Genomic DNA, 14,493 nt, shown 5'->3' with positions numbered 1-14,493 from the left:
TTATTTCTTAGCTGTTGCTGGTTTTGCCTTTTTATCTGCAGGCGTGTGTCCAAAAAAAGTTCTTGTTGGTGAAAACTCACCAAGTTTGTGTCCAACCATATCTTCAGAAATGGTAACTGGTATAAATTTCTTTCCATTATAAATCAAAAAACTAACACCAATAAATTCAGGAATTATAGTTGACTTTCTTGACCAAGTTTTAATTGGCATTTTTTTGGGGTCTAATTTTTGTTTTTCAACTTTTTTAATTAAGCTCTCTTCAACAAAAGGACCTTTCCATACTGATCTAGCCATTATTTTTTAGTATCCTTTCTTTTATTTCTTCTTTTAACTATAAACTTATCTGTTCTAGCGTTTGTTCTTGTTTTTAATCCTTTTGCACCTTGACCCGTTGGAGATACTGGATGTCTACCACCAGCACTCTTACCTTCACCACCACCGTGTGGGTGATCAACTGGATTCATCACAACTCCTCTTGTATGAGGTCTTCTACCTAGCCATCTTGATCTTCCAGCTTTACCAATTTTAATGTTTTTTTGGTCTGGATTTGACAAAACACCGATTGTTGCCATGCATCTTGAGTCTATTCTTCTAACTTCACCGGAGGTCATTTTAACTAATGAATAATTACCATCTAAACCGCTTATAGTAACAGAGGTACCAGCAGATCTAGCTATTTTTCCACCACCACCAGGTTGTAATTCAACGTTATGCACGTTTACACCTACTGGAATGTCTCTTAACGGCATACAATTCCCAACTTTAATTTCTTTTGCAGAGCCATTTTCAACAACATCACCAACATTAATTTTTTGAGGTGCTAAATAGTAAAAATGAGTTCCATCTTCAAACTTAATTAGCATAATATAACACGATCTATTCGGGTCATACTCAATACGCTCAACTGTACCTGGTGCATCAAATTTTTTTCGATAAAAATCAACAAGTCTATACATTTTCTTATGTCCACCACCAGACATGTTTCTAGAAGTAATATGACCGTTGTTATTTCTTCCTCTCATTGAATTTTTGGGTTCAACTAGCATTTTAAAAGGTTTGCCTTTCCATAGACCAGTTCTATCAACTAGAACAGTTCCTCTAGTAGATTTTGTATATGGTTTAAATGTTTTTAATGCCATTATTTAAATTCCTGTTGTTAGATCAATACTTTGACCTTTTTTTAGAGTTATAATTGCTTTTTTATATCCTTGAATATTTACTTTTTTCCCTCGTTTAACAACTTTTCTGTTTTGTTTATTAATTATGTTAATTTTAATAACATTTACTTTAAAAATTTTTTCAATATTTTTTTTTAAATTAGTTTTGTTAGCTTCTCTTGGAACTTTAAATACAATTTTATTATGCTCAGAAAGATTTGTTGTCTTTTCAGTTAGCATTGGTGATAAAATTTTATCGTATAAATGTATCTTATCCATTTTAAGAATATCTCTTTTCTAGTTCTTTTATTGAACTTTCAGTAAACACAACTTTTTTAAATTTGATAATATCAAAGGCACTAAAGTGGTTTACATCAGTAACTTTAACATTTGGTATATTCCTCATTGATTTTTCAACTTTATCTTTTGAAATTTTATCTAGAATTATTAATGAATGAGTCAAATTAAATTTTTTGATTATTGAGTGCATTTCTTTAGTTCTTTTAATTTCAGTAGCAAAATCACTAAAGATTAATAAATTATTAAGTTTATTCTTTTCGGTGATTAGTGATGCTACGCTTAATTTTTTTTCACTTTTGTTAAGTTTTCTTTTTTTATAAGCTAGTTGACCTTTTGGACCATGTGCTACACCACCACCAACAAAAATAGGGGCTTTTCTACTTGCATGACGCGCTCCACCAGTTCCTTTTTGAGCATAAATCTTTGAAGTAGATCCAGCAATTTCATTCTGTTGTTTTGTTTTGGCGTGTCTGCCTTTGTAGTTAGCATTAGTTTTGTATAAAACGTTATCTACTAATTTTTTATTTATTTTTGCTGAAAAAATTTTATCCAAAACTTCAATCGAGTCTTTTTTCCCATCTAAATTTATTTTATCAATTTTCATTATCTTTTCTTTTTATCAGGTGTTTTTTTCGCCTCTTCAGCGGCAGCAATTTTTTCTTTAATAGTTAGTTTATTAATAATTTTAACTGATTGTTTAACTAATACTTCTGAGTTCTTAGAACCTGGTATTGAGCCTTTTAAGTATAATAATTCGTTATCTAAATCAGTTTTAATTATCTCTAAATTTAGCATGGTTCTAACTCTATCCCCCATATGACCAGCCATTTTTTTTCCTTTAAAAACTTTACCAGGGTCTTGTCTTTGACCTGTTGAGCCATGAGATCTATGTGAAACAGAAACGCCGTGTGTAGCTCTTAAACCACCAAAGTTGTGTCTTTTCATTGCTCCAGCAAAACCTTTTCCAATAGTTTTTGAAGTAGTGTCAACAAATTTGACTTCGTTAAAAATTTCTAAACCAAATTCATTACCTTCTTTGTATGGCTCTGTATCTTTTACTCTAAATTCTTTTAATTTTTTCTTTGCTTCAGTATTTTTTTTAGCATACATGCCCTTCATTGCTTTTGTAAGTTTTGAGCTTTTAATGTTGCCAAAACCTAATTGTATAGCTTTATATCCACGTTTATCTTCTTCAATCACACTAATAACTCTAGCTTTTTCCATTTTAATTACTGTAACTGGAACTAAACGACCAGTATGGTAAAACTCTCTTGTCATACCTATTTTTTTTCCAACTAAAGCTATTTCAGTCATAATTAAATTTTTATCTCCACATCGACACCAGATGCTAAATCTAGTTTCATTAAAGCTTCTACAGTTTGAGGAGTAGGTTCAATGATATCAATCAATCTTTTATGTGTTCTTGTTTCAAATTGCTCTCTACTTTTTTTATCAATGTGAGGTCCTTTTAAAACTGTATATTTTTCAATTCTAGTTGGTAGTGGTATTGGCCCTTTAACTGTAGCACCCGTTCTCTTAACAGTGTTTACAATTTCTTCAGTAGAGGCGTCTAAGATCTTATTGTCGTAAGCTCTTAATTTAATTCTAATATTTTGTTTTTCCATAATATTTATCCAGCAATCTTTTTAGTTACTTCATCCTGCACGTTTTGTGGGACTTTAGAGTAATGATCAAAGAACATTGAGTATTGAGCTCTTCCTTGAGACATTGATCTTAAGCTGTTTATATATCCAAACATATTCGCTAAAGGAACCATTGCAGTTATAACGGTCGCATTTCCTCTGCTTTCTTGCTCACTTATTTGGCCTCTTCTACTATTTAAATCACCAATAACATCACCCATGTAATCTTCAGGAGTTACAACTTCAACTCTCATCACTGGCTCTAATAATTTCAATCCACCTCTAGTACAAGCTTCTTTAAAGCAAGCTCTACCAGCAAGTTCAAATGCAAGCACACTAGAGTCAACATCATGGTGTAATCCATCTAAAATTGTAACTTTATAATCAATCATCGGAAATCCAGCTAGAATTCCACCATCAGATATTGTTTCAATACCTTTCTCAACGCCTGGAATAAACTCTTTAGGAATTGATCCACCTTTAATTTTGCTATCAACCTCTCTACCTTTGCCTGGTTCTTGAGGTTCTACTAAAAGTTTAACTTTTGCAAACTGTCCTGCACCACCACTTTGTTTTTTGTGTGTGTATTCAAACTCAGATGCGTTTTGAATAGTTTCACGGTATGCAACCTGAGGTGCTCCAATATTTGCTTCAACATTAAATTCTCTTTTCATTCTATCAACAATAATATCTAAGTGTAATTCTCCCATACCTTTGATTATTGTTTGACCTGATTCTTCGTCTGAAGTTACTCTAAATGAAGGATCTTCTTTTGCTAATCTAGCTAAAGCTTCACCCATTTTTTCTTGGTCAGCTTTTGTTTTAGGTTCAACTGCAATTTCAATTACTGGCTCAGGAAACTCCATTGGCTCAAGTAAAACTGGGTTAGCCTCATCACATAAAGTGTGACCAGTTATTGTATATTTAAGACCAGCTAATGCAACGATATCACCAGCATTTGCCTCTTTAATATCTTCTCTAGAATTTGCATGCATTAAAAGCATTCTACCAACTCTTTCCTCTTTTTCTTTTGAAGTATTATAAACAGCAGTTCCAGTTTTAATTGTTCCAGAGTAAATTCTTATAAAAGTTAATGATCCAACAAATGGATCGTTCGCAACTTTAAAAGCTAAAGCTGAAAAACCAGCTCCATCATCAAATTTCATTTCCTTAATATCTTCAGTTCCTGGTATCGTTCCATTAATTGAACCAATATCAATTGGGCTTGGTAAATAATTAATAACAGCATCAAGTAAAGGTTGAACACCTTTGTTTTTAAATGCTGAACCAGTAGTAATTGGAACAAAACTAAAGTTTAGAGTTCCTTTTCTTATACACTTAATTAAATCTTCTTCTTTAATTTCTTCACCATTTAAATAACTTTCCATTAATTTTTCATCTTGCTCAACAGCTGTTTCAACAAGTTCAGTTCTGTATTTTTGAGAAATCTCTTTTAAATTATCTGGAATCTCTTTGTATTCCCACTCTGCACCTAAGGCTTCATTTTTCCAAACCTGGGCTTTCATTTTCACTAAATCAACAACGCCAACTAAATCTGCCTCCATACCAATTGGAACTTGTATAACTAAAGGTTTGCAGCCAAGTCTATCTCTAATCATATCTACACATCTGTAAAAATCTGCACCAGTTCTGTCTAATTTATTTACAAAACAAATTCTTGGAACTTTATATTTATCAGCTTGTCTCCATACTGTTTCTGATTGAGGTTCAACACCAGCAACACCGTCAAAAACACATACAGCACCATCTAAAACTTTTAATGATCTTTCAACTTCAATAGTAAAATCTACGTGACCAGGAGTATCAATAATATTAATTCTATGATCGTTCCAGAAACAAGTAGTTGCAGCGGAGGTAATTGTAATTCCTCTTTCTTGTTCTTGCTCCATCCAATCCATTGTTGCTGCACCATCATGAACTTCACCAATTTTGTGACTTTTTCCAGTGTAATACAAAATTCTTTCAGTAGTAGTGGTTTTACCAGCATCAATATGCGCCATAATTCCAATATTACGATATGTGTCTAATGTATTAATTCTAGCCATAATTTTTTACCACCTAAAATGAGCGAAAGCCTTATTCGACTCAGCCATTTTATGTACATCTTCTCTTTTTTTAACTGCTGATCCTTTTTTTTCATACGCATCATACAGTTCGTTAAAAATTTTATCAGACATATGTTTGTCTTTTCTTTTTCTTGAAGCGTCAACTAACCATCTAATAGCAAGTGCTTGAGCACGATTGTTTTTAACTTCAACAGGAACTTGGTACGTTGCACCACCAACTCTACGAGATCTAACTTCAACAGTAGGTTTGATATTATTTATTGCTTCATTAAAAACATTAATTGGCTCTTCTTTAGTTTTTGATTTAATTTTTTCAATTGCTTCATAAACAATTTTCTCTGCAACAACTTTTTTTCCATCATACATAATAGAATTAATTAGTTTGGGAATAATAGTAGATTTAAATATTGGGTCTGGGGTGACAACTTTTTTTGGTTGTGTTTTTTTTCTAGACATAATTATTTACCTTTTTTAGTTCCATATAAAGATCTACGTTTCTTTCTACCTGCTACAGCTTGAGTATCTAAATTTCCTCTAAGAATGTGATAACGAACACCAGGCAAATCTTTTACACGACCACCTCTAATTAAAACTACTGAGTGTTCTTGAAGATTATGACCTTCACCACCAATGTAAGCTGTGACTTCAAAACCATTTGAAAGTCTAACTCTTGCAACTTTTCTTAATGCAGAGTTCGGTTTTTTAGGAGTTGTTGTGTAAACTTTAAGACACACACCTCTTTTTAAAGGTTGTTTTTCAAGTGCAGGAACTTTATTTCTTGCAACTGGTCTAGTTCTTTTCTTTCTTAACAACTGGTTAATAGTTGGCATAAATTTTTTTAATTAATTAATTAATTTATTTTTGAATGAAAATAACTGACAGGTTATTTTGTGGCAGCGTTTAGTTCCATAAAGTAGGTACTACATTCCAACCAAAAACAGCGTCAAAATACTATTAAATCTATGATTGTCAAACTAAAACTACAAGTTAAACGTGTTTTTTTTATTAATTTGCAGGAGTTTCTGTAGCTTCTACAGGCTCAATTTTTTCTTGATCAGCTAAAAATTTATTGTCAGCTGCAATAGCATTTTCATTCCATTTGTTCTTGATATGGCCAGTTCCAGCTGGGACTAATCTACCAACAATAACATTCTCTTTTAAGCCATTTAAAGGGTCAACTTTACCTTTAATCGCAGCATCAGTTAAAACTCTTGTAGTTTCTTGGAATGAAGCAGCAGAAATAAATGACTCTGTTTGAAGTGAAGCTTTAGTAATACCCATTAAAACTCTTTCACCAGATGCAGGGTTTTTTCCCTCAGCAACTAGTTTTTCATTTACATTATCAAACTTAATTCTGTCAATCATTTCACCAGGTAAGTAAGACGAATCACCTGACTGTTTGATCTCAACTTTTTTAAGCATTTGTCTTAATATTGTTTCAATGTGTTTGTCGTTAATTACTACACCTTGTAATCTATAAACTTCTTGAACTTGATTAACAAAATATTCTGTTAAATCTTTAATGCCTAAAATTCTCAAAATATCGTGAGGTAAAGGCTGACCATCTAATAGGTACTCACCTTTTTTAATTTTCTCACCTTGGTTAAAATTGATATGTTTACCTTTTGGTATTAAATAATTTGAAGGTTCTCCATCATCTGGTTGAATTGAAATTTTTTGCTTACCTCTAACTTCTTTACCAAATAACACTTGGCCATCATTCTCAGCAATAATTGCACTATCTTTTGCTTTTCTAGCTTCAAATAATTCAGCTACACGTGGTAATCCTCCAGTGATATCTTTTGTTTTAGTTGTTTCTTTTGGAAGTCTTGCAATTATATCACCAGCAAATATTTTTTGACCATCTTTAACAGAAAGAATTGAATCAGGTACCAAGTAGTACCTTGCCTCATTGTCGTCAGCTTTCTTAATTACATTACCCTTCTCATCTCTTAAGGTAATTCTTGGTTTTAAATCTGTGTTCTTAGATTGCGCTCTCCAATCAACGACTGATTTAGAAGAAATTCCAGTAGCATCATCAGTTGTCTCTTGAATAGAAACACCATCGATTAAATCTACATAACCAGCAATACCACTTTTTTCTGCAATAACTGGAGTTGTATAAGGATCCCACTCACAAATTTTTTCATTAGCTTTAATTTTATCACCATTTTGGAAAAATAATTTTGATCCATAAGCAACTTTATAAATTGCAACTTGAACACCGTTATTATCTTCAATTGATAGTTGGGTGTTTCTTCCCATAACAATTAGATTTTTCTTAGAATCTTCTAATAAATTAGTGTTAATAATTTTCAAAGTACCTGCAGATTTTGTAACAATTTCAGACTCTTGCTTAACAGAAGCAGTACCACCAACGTGGAAAGTTCTCATTGTTAACTGAGTACCTGGCTCACCAATAGATTGGGCTGAAATCATACCAATTGCCTCACCAACGTGAACCATTTTTCCTCTAGATAGATCTCTTCCATAACAAGTAGCACAAACACCAATTTTAGAGCTACAAGTCATAACTGAATAAGCTTTGATAAATTTAACACCAGCTGCATCAATTTTATCGCAACCTGACTCATCAATCATAGTTTCTTTTTTAATAACTACTTCACCAGTAATAGGATTTTTTACATCAAAAGCCGTTACTCTTCCAAGTGCTCTTTCTGATAAACTAACAACAACGTTTCCACCTTCTAAAATTTCTGCTAATTCAATAAAACCAGGATTATCACACTTAATTTTTGAAATTGTAAGATCTTGAGCTACATCACAAAGTCTTCTAGTTAAATAACCTGAGCTTGCCGTCTTTAGAGCGGTATCAGCTAAACCTTTTCTGGCTCCGTGTGTTGAATTGAAATATTCTAAAGCAGTTAAACCTTCTTTGAAATTAGAAATAATTGGAGTTTCAATAATTTCACCAGATGGTTTTGCAATAAGACCTCTCATACCAGCTAACTGTTTCATTTGAGCAGCTGAACCTCTGGCTCCACTATCAGCCATCATAAATACTGAATTAATTTTCATGCCATCAGGAGTGCTTTCGGTTGCAGAAATACCTCTCATCATTTCACCGGCTACTTTGTCTGTACATTTTGACCAAGCATCGACAACTTTGTTGTATTTCTCACCTCTAGTAATTAAACCTTCTGAATATTGGTTTTCATAATCTGCAATTAATTTTTTAGTATCATCAATTAATTGTCCTTTGTTTTTAGGAATAACCAAATCATCTTTACCAAAAGAAATCCCCGCTTTAAATGCATGTTTAAAACCTAAGTCTTTTAAATGATCACAAAATATAACTGTAGTTTTCTGACCACAAAATCTAAAAACACTATCAATAATTTCTGAAACTGTTTTTTTAGGAAGTAGTCTATCGATCATTGAAAAAGTAATATCTTTATGTTTTGGCAATAAATTAGATAATAAAAATCTTCCAGCAGTTGTTGTGTATTTTTCAACTTTCTTGTTACCATTCTCATCAAGTGTTTCGAACCTTGAAACAATAGTAGAGTGAACTTTTATTTGACCTGTGGATAAGGCGTGTTCGATTTCATCGTTATTTATAAAGTAACCATCTGGCTTTTCAGTTTGAAAAGGTGCTTGAGATAAATAGTATAGACCTAAAATCATATCCTGACTTGGTACTATGATAGGTTTTCCATTTGATGGACTTAAAATATTATTCGTTGAAAGCATTAAAATTCTAGCCTCTAGTTGAGCCTCTAAACTTAAAGGAACGTGAACAGCCATCTGGTCGCCGTCAAAGTCAGCATTAAAGGCTGCACAACATAATGGGTGTAGTTCAATTGCATCTCCTTCAATTAACTTAGGTTCAAAAGCTTGAACCCCTAATCTGTGAAGTGTTGGTGCACGGTTTAGTAAAACTGGGTGCTCTCTTACGATAAGTTCTAGTGCATCCCACACAGCATTAGTTTCTTTTTCTACTAATTTTTTTGCTTGTTTAATTGTAGAAGCTAGTCCTAATTTATTCAATCTGGCATACAAAAAAGGTTTGAATAATTCTAAAGCCATTTTCTTAGGTAAGCCACACTCATGAAGTTTAAGGTCAGGCCCTACAACAATTACAGATCTTCCTGAATAATCTACTCTTTTTCCTAGTAAGTTTTGTCTAAATCTTCCTTGCTTACCCTTAAGCATCTCTGCCAAAGATTTAAGTGGACGTTTACCAGTTCCAGTAATTACTCTTCCTCTACGACCATTATCAAATAAAGCATCAACCGATTCTTGAAGCATCCTTTTTTCATTTCTAACAATAATGTCAGGAGCTTTTAAATCCATTAATCTCTTAAGACGATTATTTCTGTTTATAACTCTTCTATAAAGATCATTAAGATCAGATGTTGCAAACCGTCCACCATCTAGTGGAACTAAAGGTCTTAATTCAGGTGGTATAACTGGTATTACAGTTAAAATCATCCATTCAGGCTTTTGACCAGTTTCAATAAATGACTCAATTAATTTAAGTCGTTTAATTGATCTTTCTTCATTAACTTTTGATTTTGTTTCTTTAATTGTATTAATTAAAAGTTTTCTTTCAAGATCAAGATCCATCGATTTAAGAATTGATAAAATTGCCTCAGCTCCTATACCTGCTTCAAATGATTCTTCACCAAACTCATCTTGATATTTTGCTAATTCTTCCTCATTAAGTAATTGGTTTTTTTGAAGACCAGTTAAACCAGGCTCAATAACTATGAAGTTTTCAAAATAAAGAACTCTTTCAACCTCTTTAAGCTTCATGTCAACGGCTAATGAAATTCTACTAGGTAATGATTTTAAAAACCAAATGTGCGCAACAGGAGTAGCGAGATTTATATGACCCATTCTCTCTCTTCTTACGTTTGATTTTGTTACTTCAACTCCACATTTTTCACAAATAATTCCTCTAAACTTCATACGTTTGTATTTTCCACACAAACATTCGTAATCTTTTATCGGTCCAAAAATTCTAGCACAAAATAAACCGTCTTTTTCTGGTCTAAAAGTTCTGTAGTTAATAGTTTCAGGTTTTTTAATTTCACCATATGTCCAAGATTTAATTTTTTCAGGGCTTGCTAGAGTAATTTTAATACTATTAAAATTTTGTGCCTCAGAAACTTCACTATTTTTAAATAAGTCTGTTAATTCATTTTTCATATTTAATTTAATTCTATATTTAATGCTAATGATTTAATTTCTTTAACGAGAACATTGAATGATTCTGGTATTCCAGATTCAAAATTCTCTTCACCTTTAACAATCGTTTCATAAACTTTAACTCTTCCAGCAACATCGTCTGACTTAACTGTTAAAATTTCCTGCAATGTGTACGAAGCTCCATAAGCTTCAAGTGCCCACACTTCCATTTCACCGAATCTTTGTCCACCAAGTTGGGCTTTACCACCTAATGGCTGCTGAGTAACAAGACTATAAGGACCAGTAGATCTTGCGTGAATTTTATCCTCAACCAAGTGATGCAGTTTGAGCATATAGATAATACCGACTGTTACAGGTCTGTCAAACATTTCACCTGTTCTACCATCCCATAAATTAGTTTGACCAGAAGTGGGTAAATTAGCTAATTCAAGCATTTCAGAAACGTCTTTTTCTTTTGCACCATCAAAAACAGGAGTTGAAATTGCTATACCATTTTGTAAGTTTTCACATAAATCTCTAAATTCAGTTTTATTTAATTTGTCAATTCCCCCGTTAAACATTTCATTACCATAAACAGATTTAAGGAATGATGAAATTTTTTCAGTTTTTTCAAATTTTTTATTATTTTCATTTACTAATCTTTTAACTTCTTCACCAAATTCTTTACATGCCCAACCAAGGTGAGTTTCCAAGATTTGACCTACGTTCATACGACTTGGAACTCCAAGCGGGTTTAATACAATGTCAACTGGTCTTCCATCCTCTCTATAAGGCATGTCCTCAACAGGTACAATTTTACTAACTACACCCTTGTTTCCATGTCTTCCTGACATTTTATCACCTGGTCTTAACCTTCTTTTAATAGCAACAAAAACTTTTACCATTTTCATCACACTTGGTAATAAATCATCACCACTTCTAATTTTTAAAACCTTATCTTCAAATCTTTCTTGAATATCTTGTTTTGCTTGATTGTATTGATCTTTTAATTGGGCAATACTTGCTTCATCGTTAACATTTCCTACTGTTATTTTGAATACATCATTAATATTAAGCTTATTAATTGTCTCAAGATCAAGTTTAATACCTTCATCCAAATCTTTTATTTTTTTAGTTAAAGAAGCTCCAGACAAGATCTGATTGGCTCTTTGCTTTATACTTCTTTCTAAAATTTCTTCCTCTACAATTTTGTCTTGTTGAACAGTTTCAATTTCTGCTCTTTCGATTGTTATAGATCTTTCATCTTTTTCTATACCATGTCTATTAAATACTCTGACATCAACAATCGTTCCACTGCTTCCTCTAGACATCTTTAATGATGTATCAGTTACATCAATTGCCTTTTCACCAAAAATTGATCTTAATAATTTTTCTTCAGGTCCAGAAGCTGAATCACCTTTTGGTGTAACTTTACCAACTAATATATCTCCAGCTTTTACTTCAGCACCAATATACACAACACCAGATTCATCTAGGTTTTTTAAAGCTTCTTCATTTACATTTGGAATATCTCTGGTGATTTCTTCTTCACCTAACTTTGTATCTCTAGCCATAACTTCATATTCAACGATATGAACTGAAGTAAATACATCGTCTGTAACACATCTTTCTGAAATTAGAATAGAGTCCTCAAAATTGTAACCTTGCCAAGGCATAAATGCTACTGTCACATTTTTTCCAAGCGCTAATTCACCTAGCTTAGTAGATGGTCCATCAGCAATAATATCACCTGATTTAACTTTATCACCTACTCTAACAAGTGGTTTTTGGTTAATGCATGTGTTTTGGTTTGATCTTTTAAATTTTTGTAGGTTATAAATATCTACACCTGATTTTGTGAAATCTGTTTCTTCAGTTGCTTTAATTACAATTCTTTTTCCATCGATTTTATCAACTGTGCCATCACGATTAGCAACAATAGTAACACCTGAGTCAAGAGCCACATCACTTTCAATACCAGTACCAACTAATGGAGATTCAGGTTTTAAAAGAGGGACTGCTTGTCTCATCATGTTAGATCCCATTAAAGCTCTGTTTGCATCATCATTTTCCAAGAAAGGGATTAGTGATGCTGCTACAGAAACCAACTGTTTAGGTGAAACATCAATGTAATCAATTTTTTCCGGTTTTGATAAAACGAAGTTTAAGTTTTCTCTGCAAGGGACAAGTTCTTCTAAAATTTTTCCATTCTTGTCAAGTTTGGCATTAGCTTGTGCGATTGTGTATTTTGTCTCTTCCATCGCTGATAGATACTCAACTTTATCTTGAACTACACCATTCTGTACTTTTTTATATGGGCTTTCAATAAAACCATATTTATTAATCTTAGCATAAGTAGATAAACTATTAATCAAACCAATATTTGGTCCTTCAGGTGTTTCAATTGGACAAATTCTTCCATAGTGAGTTGGGTGAACATCACGAACATCAAATCCCGCTCTTTCTCTTGTTAGACCACCTGGCCCTAAAGCTGAAACTCTTCTTTTGTGCGTAATTTCAGATAGTGGATTTGTTTGGTCCATAAATTGTGAAAGTTGTGAACTTACAAAAAAATCTTTAAGAGAAACTGTTAAAGGTTTTGCATTAATTAAATCTTGTGGCATTGCTGATTCAATATCAAGAGTTGTCATTTTTTCTTTAATAGCTCTTTCCATTCTATAAACACCAATACGTGCTTGGTTTTCAACAAGTTCACCAACAGACCTTACTCTTCTGTTACCTAAATGATCAATATCATCAACTTCATCCTTACCATCTCTTAAATCTAACATCTTGTGAACAATGGCAATTATGTCGTCATTTCTTAAAATTGTAATTTTATCAGAACATTCAAGACTCAATCTTGAATTCATTTTAACTCTACCCACATCTGAAAGATCATACCTATCCGAACTAAAGAATAAGTTATTGAATATTTGTGTAGCAATCTCAACTGTTGGTGGTTCGCCCGGTCTTAGAACTTTATAAATTTCAGTAATCGCATCATTTTTAGAATTATTTTTATCATTTAATATTGTTGATAATAAATAAGGACCTTTGTTGATAGAATTTGTAATAGAAATCTCAATTAAGTTTATGTTAGCTTCTAAAATTTGTTTGATAATAGTGTCATTTAGTTCAGTACCAATTCCAAATGTTCCCTCTTCTTCATCGTCGCTAACTTTAACTTCATTGTGTAAATATTTTCCGATTAAAGATTCTTGAGATACAAAAATATCTTTAAGTCCATCAGTAGCTAGTTTTTTTGCGCTTAAAAAATTAATTTTATCACCAAGCTTAATTACAACGTTTCCAGTTTTAGCATCTGTAACTTCTTCAGAAAAATTTTTAGCTTTATAGTTTTCAGGATTAAATTTAGTCTTCCATTTACCTGTTTTTGAATTAAATGAATAAGTGTCTTTTCCGTAAAACTCATCAGCTATTTCAGGTTTAGTTAAGCCTAAAGCCATCAGAAGAGTTGAAGCAAATATTTTTTTCTTTCTATCTATCTTGAAATATAAGAAATCTTTAACATCGTATTCTAAATCTAACCAAGATCCTCTGTTAGGAATAACTCTACAATTAAATAATAATTTACCACTTGCATGTGATTTACCTTTATCATGATCGAAGAAAACTCCAGGACTTCTATGCATTTGGTTTACAACTACTCTTTGAACACCGTTAGTTATAAAAGTTCCACTGTCAGTCATCATAGGCACTTCACCCATGTAAACTTCTTGCTCTTTTGCAGATAAAATATCTTTAGTATTGTTTTCTTGATCTATTTCATAGACAACTAATCTTAAAGTACACTTTAATGCTGAAGTAAAAGATAATCCTCTTTGAATACATTCTTCAGTATCAAATTTTGGTTTTTCAAGTCTATAAGAAACATACTCTAATGTTGCTTTATCGTTAAGATCTTCAATTGGGAAAATACTTTTGAAGACTCTATCAAAACCTTTTGATAAATCACCAGCTTCAGGATCAAAATCAGTTAATTGTTTATAAGAATTTTTTTGAACTTCAATTAAGTTAGGAATGGATAAAGTTTCAGTCAATTTACCGAAGCTTTTTCTTACATTTTTCTTTTGAGTAAAAGATAATTGCATTTAATACTAATCGCTGATTAATAAATTAACCAGTTTA

General features: G+C 32.2%; 11 protein-coding genes. All 11 read right to left on the bottom strand.

What is annotated here, in order from left to right:
- Window positions 1–294: a 30S ribosomal protein S19 gene (gene rpsS, locus ABXT39_RS02740; protein WP_271492437.1), complete on the bottom strand. Its 294-nt coding sequence runs from the start codon at window positions 292–294 to the stop codon at window positions 1–3.
- The gene (gene rplB / locus ABXT39_RS02735; protein ID WP_415295739.1) at window positions 294–1,139 is read right to left on the bottom strand and encodes a 50S ribosomal protein L2; all 846 of its coding nucleotides are present in this window, start codon (window positions 1,137–1,139) and stop codon (window positions 294–296) included. The genes rpsS and rplB overlap by 1 nt, the downstream gene beginning before the upstream one ends.
- Before the next feature lie 3 nt (window positions 1,140–1,142).
- Window positions 1,143–1,436, bottom strand: a complete 294-nt coding sequence (gene rplW / locus ABXT39_RS02730) for a 50S ribosomal protein L23 (RefSeq protein WP_415295738.1) — start codon at window positions 1,434–1,436, stop codon at window positions 1,143–1,145.
- A gap of 1 nt (window position 1,437) precedes the next feature.
- Complete coding sequence (rplD, locus tag ABXT39_RS02725) at window positions 1,438–2,061, bottom strand: 50S ribosomal protein L4 (RefSeq protein WP_415295737.1); 624 nt, start codon at window positions 2,059–2,061, stop codon at window positions 1,438–1,440.
- Window positions 2,061–2,771, bottom strand: coding sequence for a 50S ribosomal protein L3 (gene rplC / locus ABXT39_RS02720; RefSeq protein WP_415295736.1), 711 nt, complete (start codon window positions 2,769–2,771; stop codon window positions 2,061–2,063). Before rplC ends, rplD begins: the two co-directional genes overlap by 1 nt.
- Before the next feature lie 2 nt (window positions 2,772–2,773).
- On the bottom strand, window positions 2,774–3,082 hold the full coding sequence (rpsJ, locus tag ABXT39_RS02715; RefSeq protein ID WP_271492964.1) for a 30S ribosomal protein S10: 309 nt from the start codon (window positions 3,080–3,082) through the stop codon (window positions 2,774–2,776).
- 5 nt (window positions 3,083–3,087) lie between these two features.
- Window positions 3,088–5,166, bottom strand: coding sequence for an elongation factor G (gene fusA / locus ABXT39_RS02710; protein ID WP_415295735.1), 2,079 nt, complete (start codon window positions 5,164–5,166; stop codon window positions 3,088–3,090).
- A gap of 6 nt (window positions 5,167–5,172) precedes the next feature.
- On the bottom strand, window positions 5,173–5,643 hold the full coding sequence (rpsG, locus tag ABXT39_RS02705) for a 30S ribosomal protein S7 (protein WP_415289728.1): 471 nt from the start codon (window positions 5,641–5,643) through the stop codon (window positions 5,173–5,175).
- A 2-nt stretch (window positions 5,644–5,645) separates the two neighbouring features.
- Window positions 5,646–6,017, bottom strand: a complete 372-nt coding sequence (gene rpsL / locus ABXT39_RS02700; protein ID WP_415277709.1) for a 30S ribosomal protein S12 — start codon at window positions 6,015–6,017, stop codon at window positions 5,646–5,648.
- A 175-nt stretch (window positions 6,018–6,192) separates the two neighbouring features.
- Window positions 6,193–10,362 (bottom strand): DNA-directed RNA polymerase subunit beta', encoded by a 4,170-nt coding sequence (rpoC, locus tag ABXT39_RS02695; protein WP_415295734.1) that lies wholly within the window; start codon window positions 10,360–10,362, stop codon window positions 6,193–6,195.
- A gap of 2 nt (window positions 10,363–10,364) precedes the next feature.
- A complete protein-coding gene (gene rpoB, locus ABXT39_RS02690; protein WP_415295733.1) occupies window positions 10,365–14,456 on the bottom strand; it encodes a DNA-directed RNA polymerase subunit beta in 4,092 nt (1,363 codons plus the stop codon).
- Window positions 14,457–14,493 lie beyond the last annotated feature (37 nt).

It is taken from the genome of Candidatus Pelagibacter sp. Uisw_113 (assembly GCF_047717815.1).
Taxonomy (GTDB): domain Bacteria; phylum Pseudomonadota; class Alphaproteobacteria; order Pelagibacterales; family Pelagibacteraceae; genus Pelagibacter.
The sequence above is the reverse complement of the archived record's forward strand: the minus strand, read 5'-3'. Positions and strand labels throughout refer to the sequence as shown.

Excerpts from the sequence above, each read along its gene's own strand:
- rpsS (WP_271492437.1), bottom strand. The coding sequence starts at position 294 with ATGGCTAGATCAGTATGGAAAGGTCCTTTTGTTGAAGAGAGCTTAATT.
- rplB (WP_415295739.1), bottom strand. The coding sequence starts at position 1,139 with ATGGCATTAAAAACATTTAAACCATATACAAAATCTACTAGAGGAACT.
- rplW (WP_415295738.1), bottom strand. The coding sequence starts at position 1,436 with ATGGATAAGATACATTTATACGATAAAATTTTATCACCAATGCTAACT.
- rplD (WP_415295737.1), bottom strand. The coding sequence starts at position 2,061 with ATGAAAATTGATAAAATAAATTTAGATGGGAAAAAAGACTCGATTGAA.
- rplC (WP_415295736.1), bottom strand. The coding sequence starts at position 2,771 with ATGACTGAAATAGCTTTAGTTGGAAAAAAAATAGGTATGACAAGAGAG.
- rpsJ (WP_271492964.1), bottom strand. The coding sequence starts at position 3,082 with ATGGAAAAACAAAATATTAGAATTAAATTAAGAGCTTACGACAATAAG.
- fusA (WP_415295735.1), bottom strand. The coding sequence starts at position 5,166 with ATGGCTAGAATTAATACATTAGACACATATCGTAATATTGGAATTATG.
- rpsG (WP_415289728.1), bottom strand. The coding sequence starts at position 5,643 with ATGTCTAGAAAAAAAACACAACCAAAAAAAGTTGTCACCCCAGACCCA.
- rpsL (WP_415277709.1), bottom strand. The coding sequence starts at position 6,017 with ATGCCAACTATTAACCAGTTGTTAAGAAAGAAAAGAACTAGACCAGTT.
- rpoC (WP_415295734.1), bottom strand. The coding sequence starts at position 10,362 with ATGAAAAATGAATTAACAGACTTATTTAAAAATAGTGAAGTTTCTGAG.
- rpoB (WP_415295733.1), bottom strand. The coding sequence starts at position 14,456 with ATGCAATTATCTTTTACTCAAAAGAAAAATGTAAGAAAAAGCTTCGGT.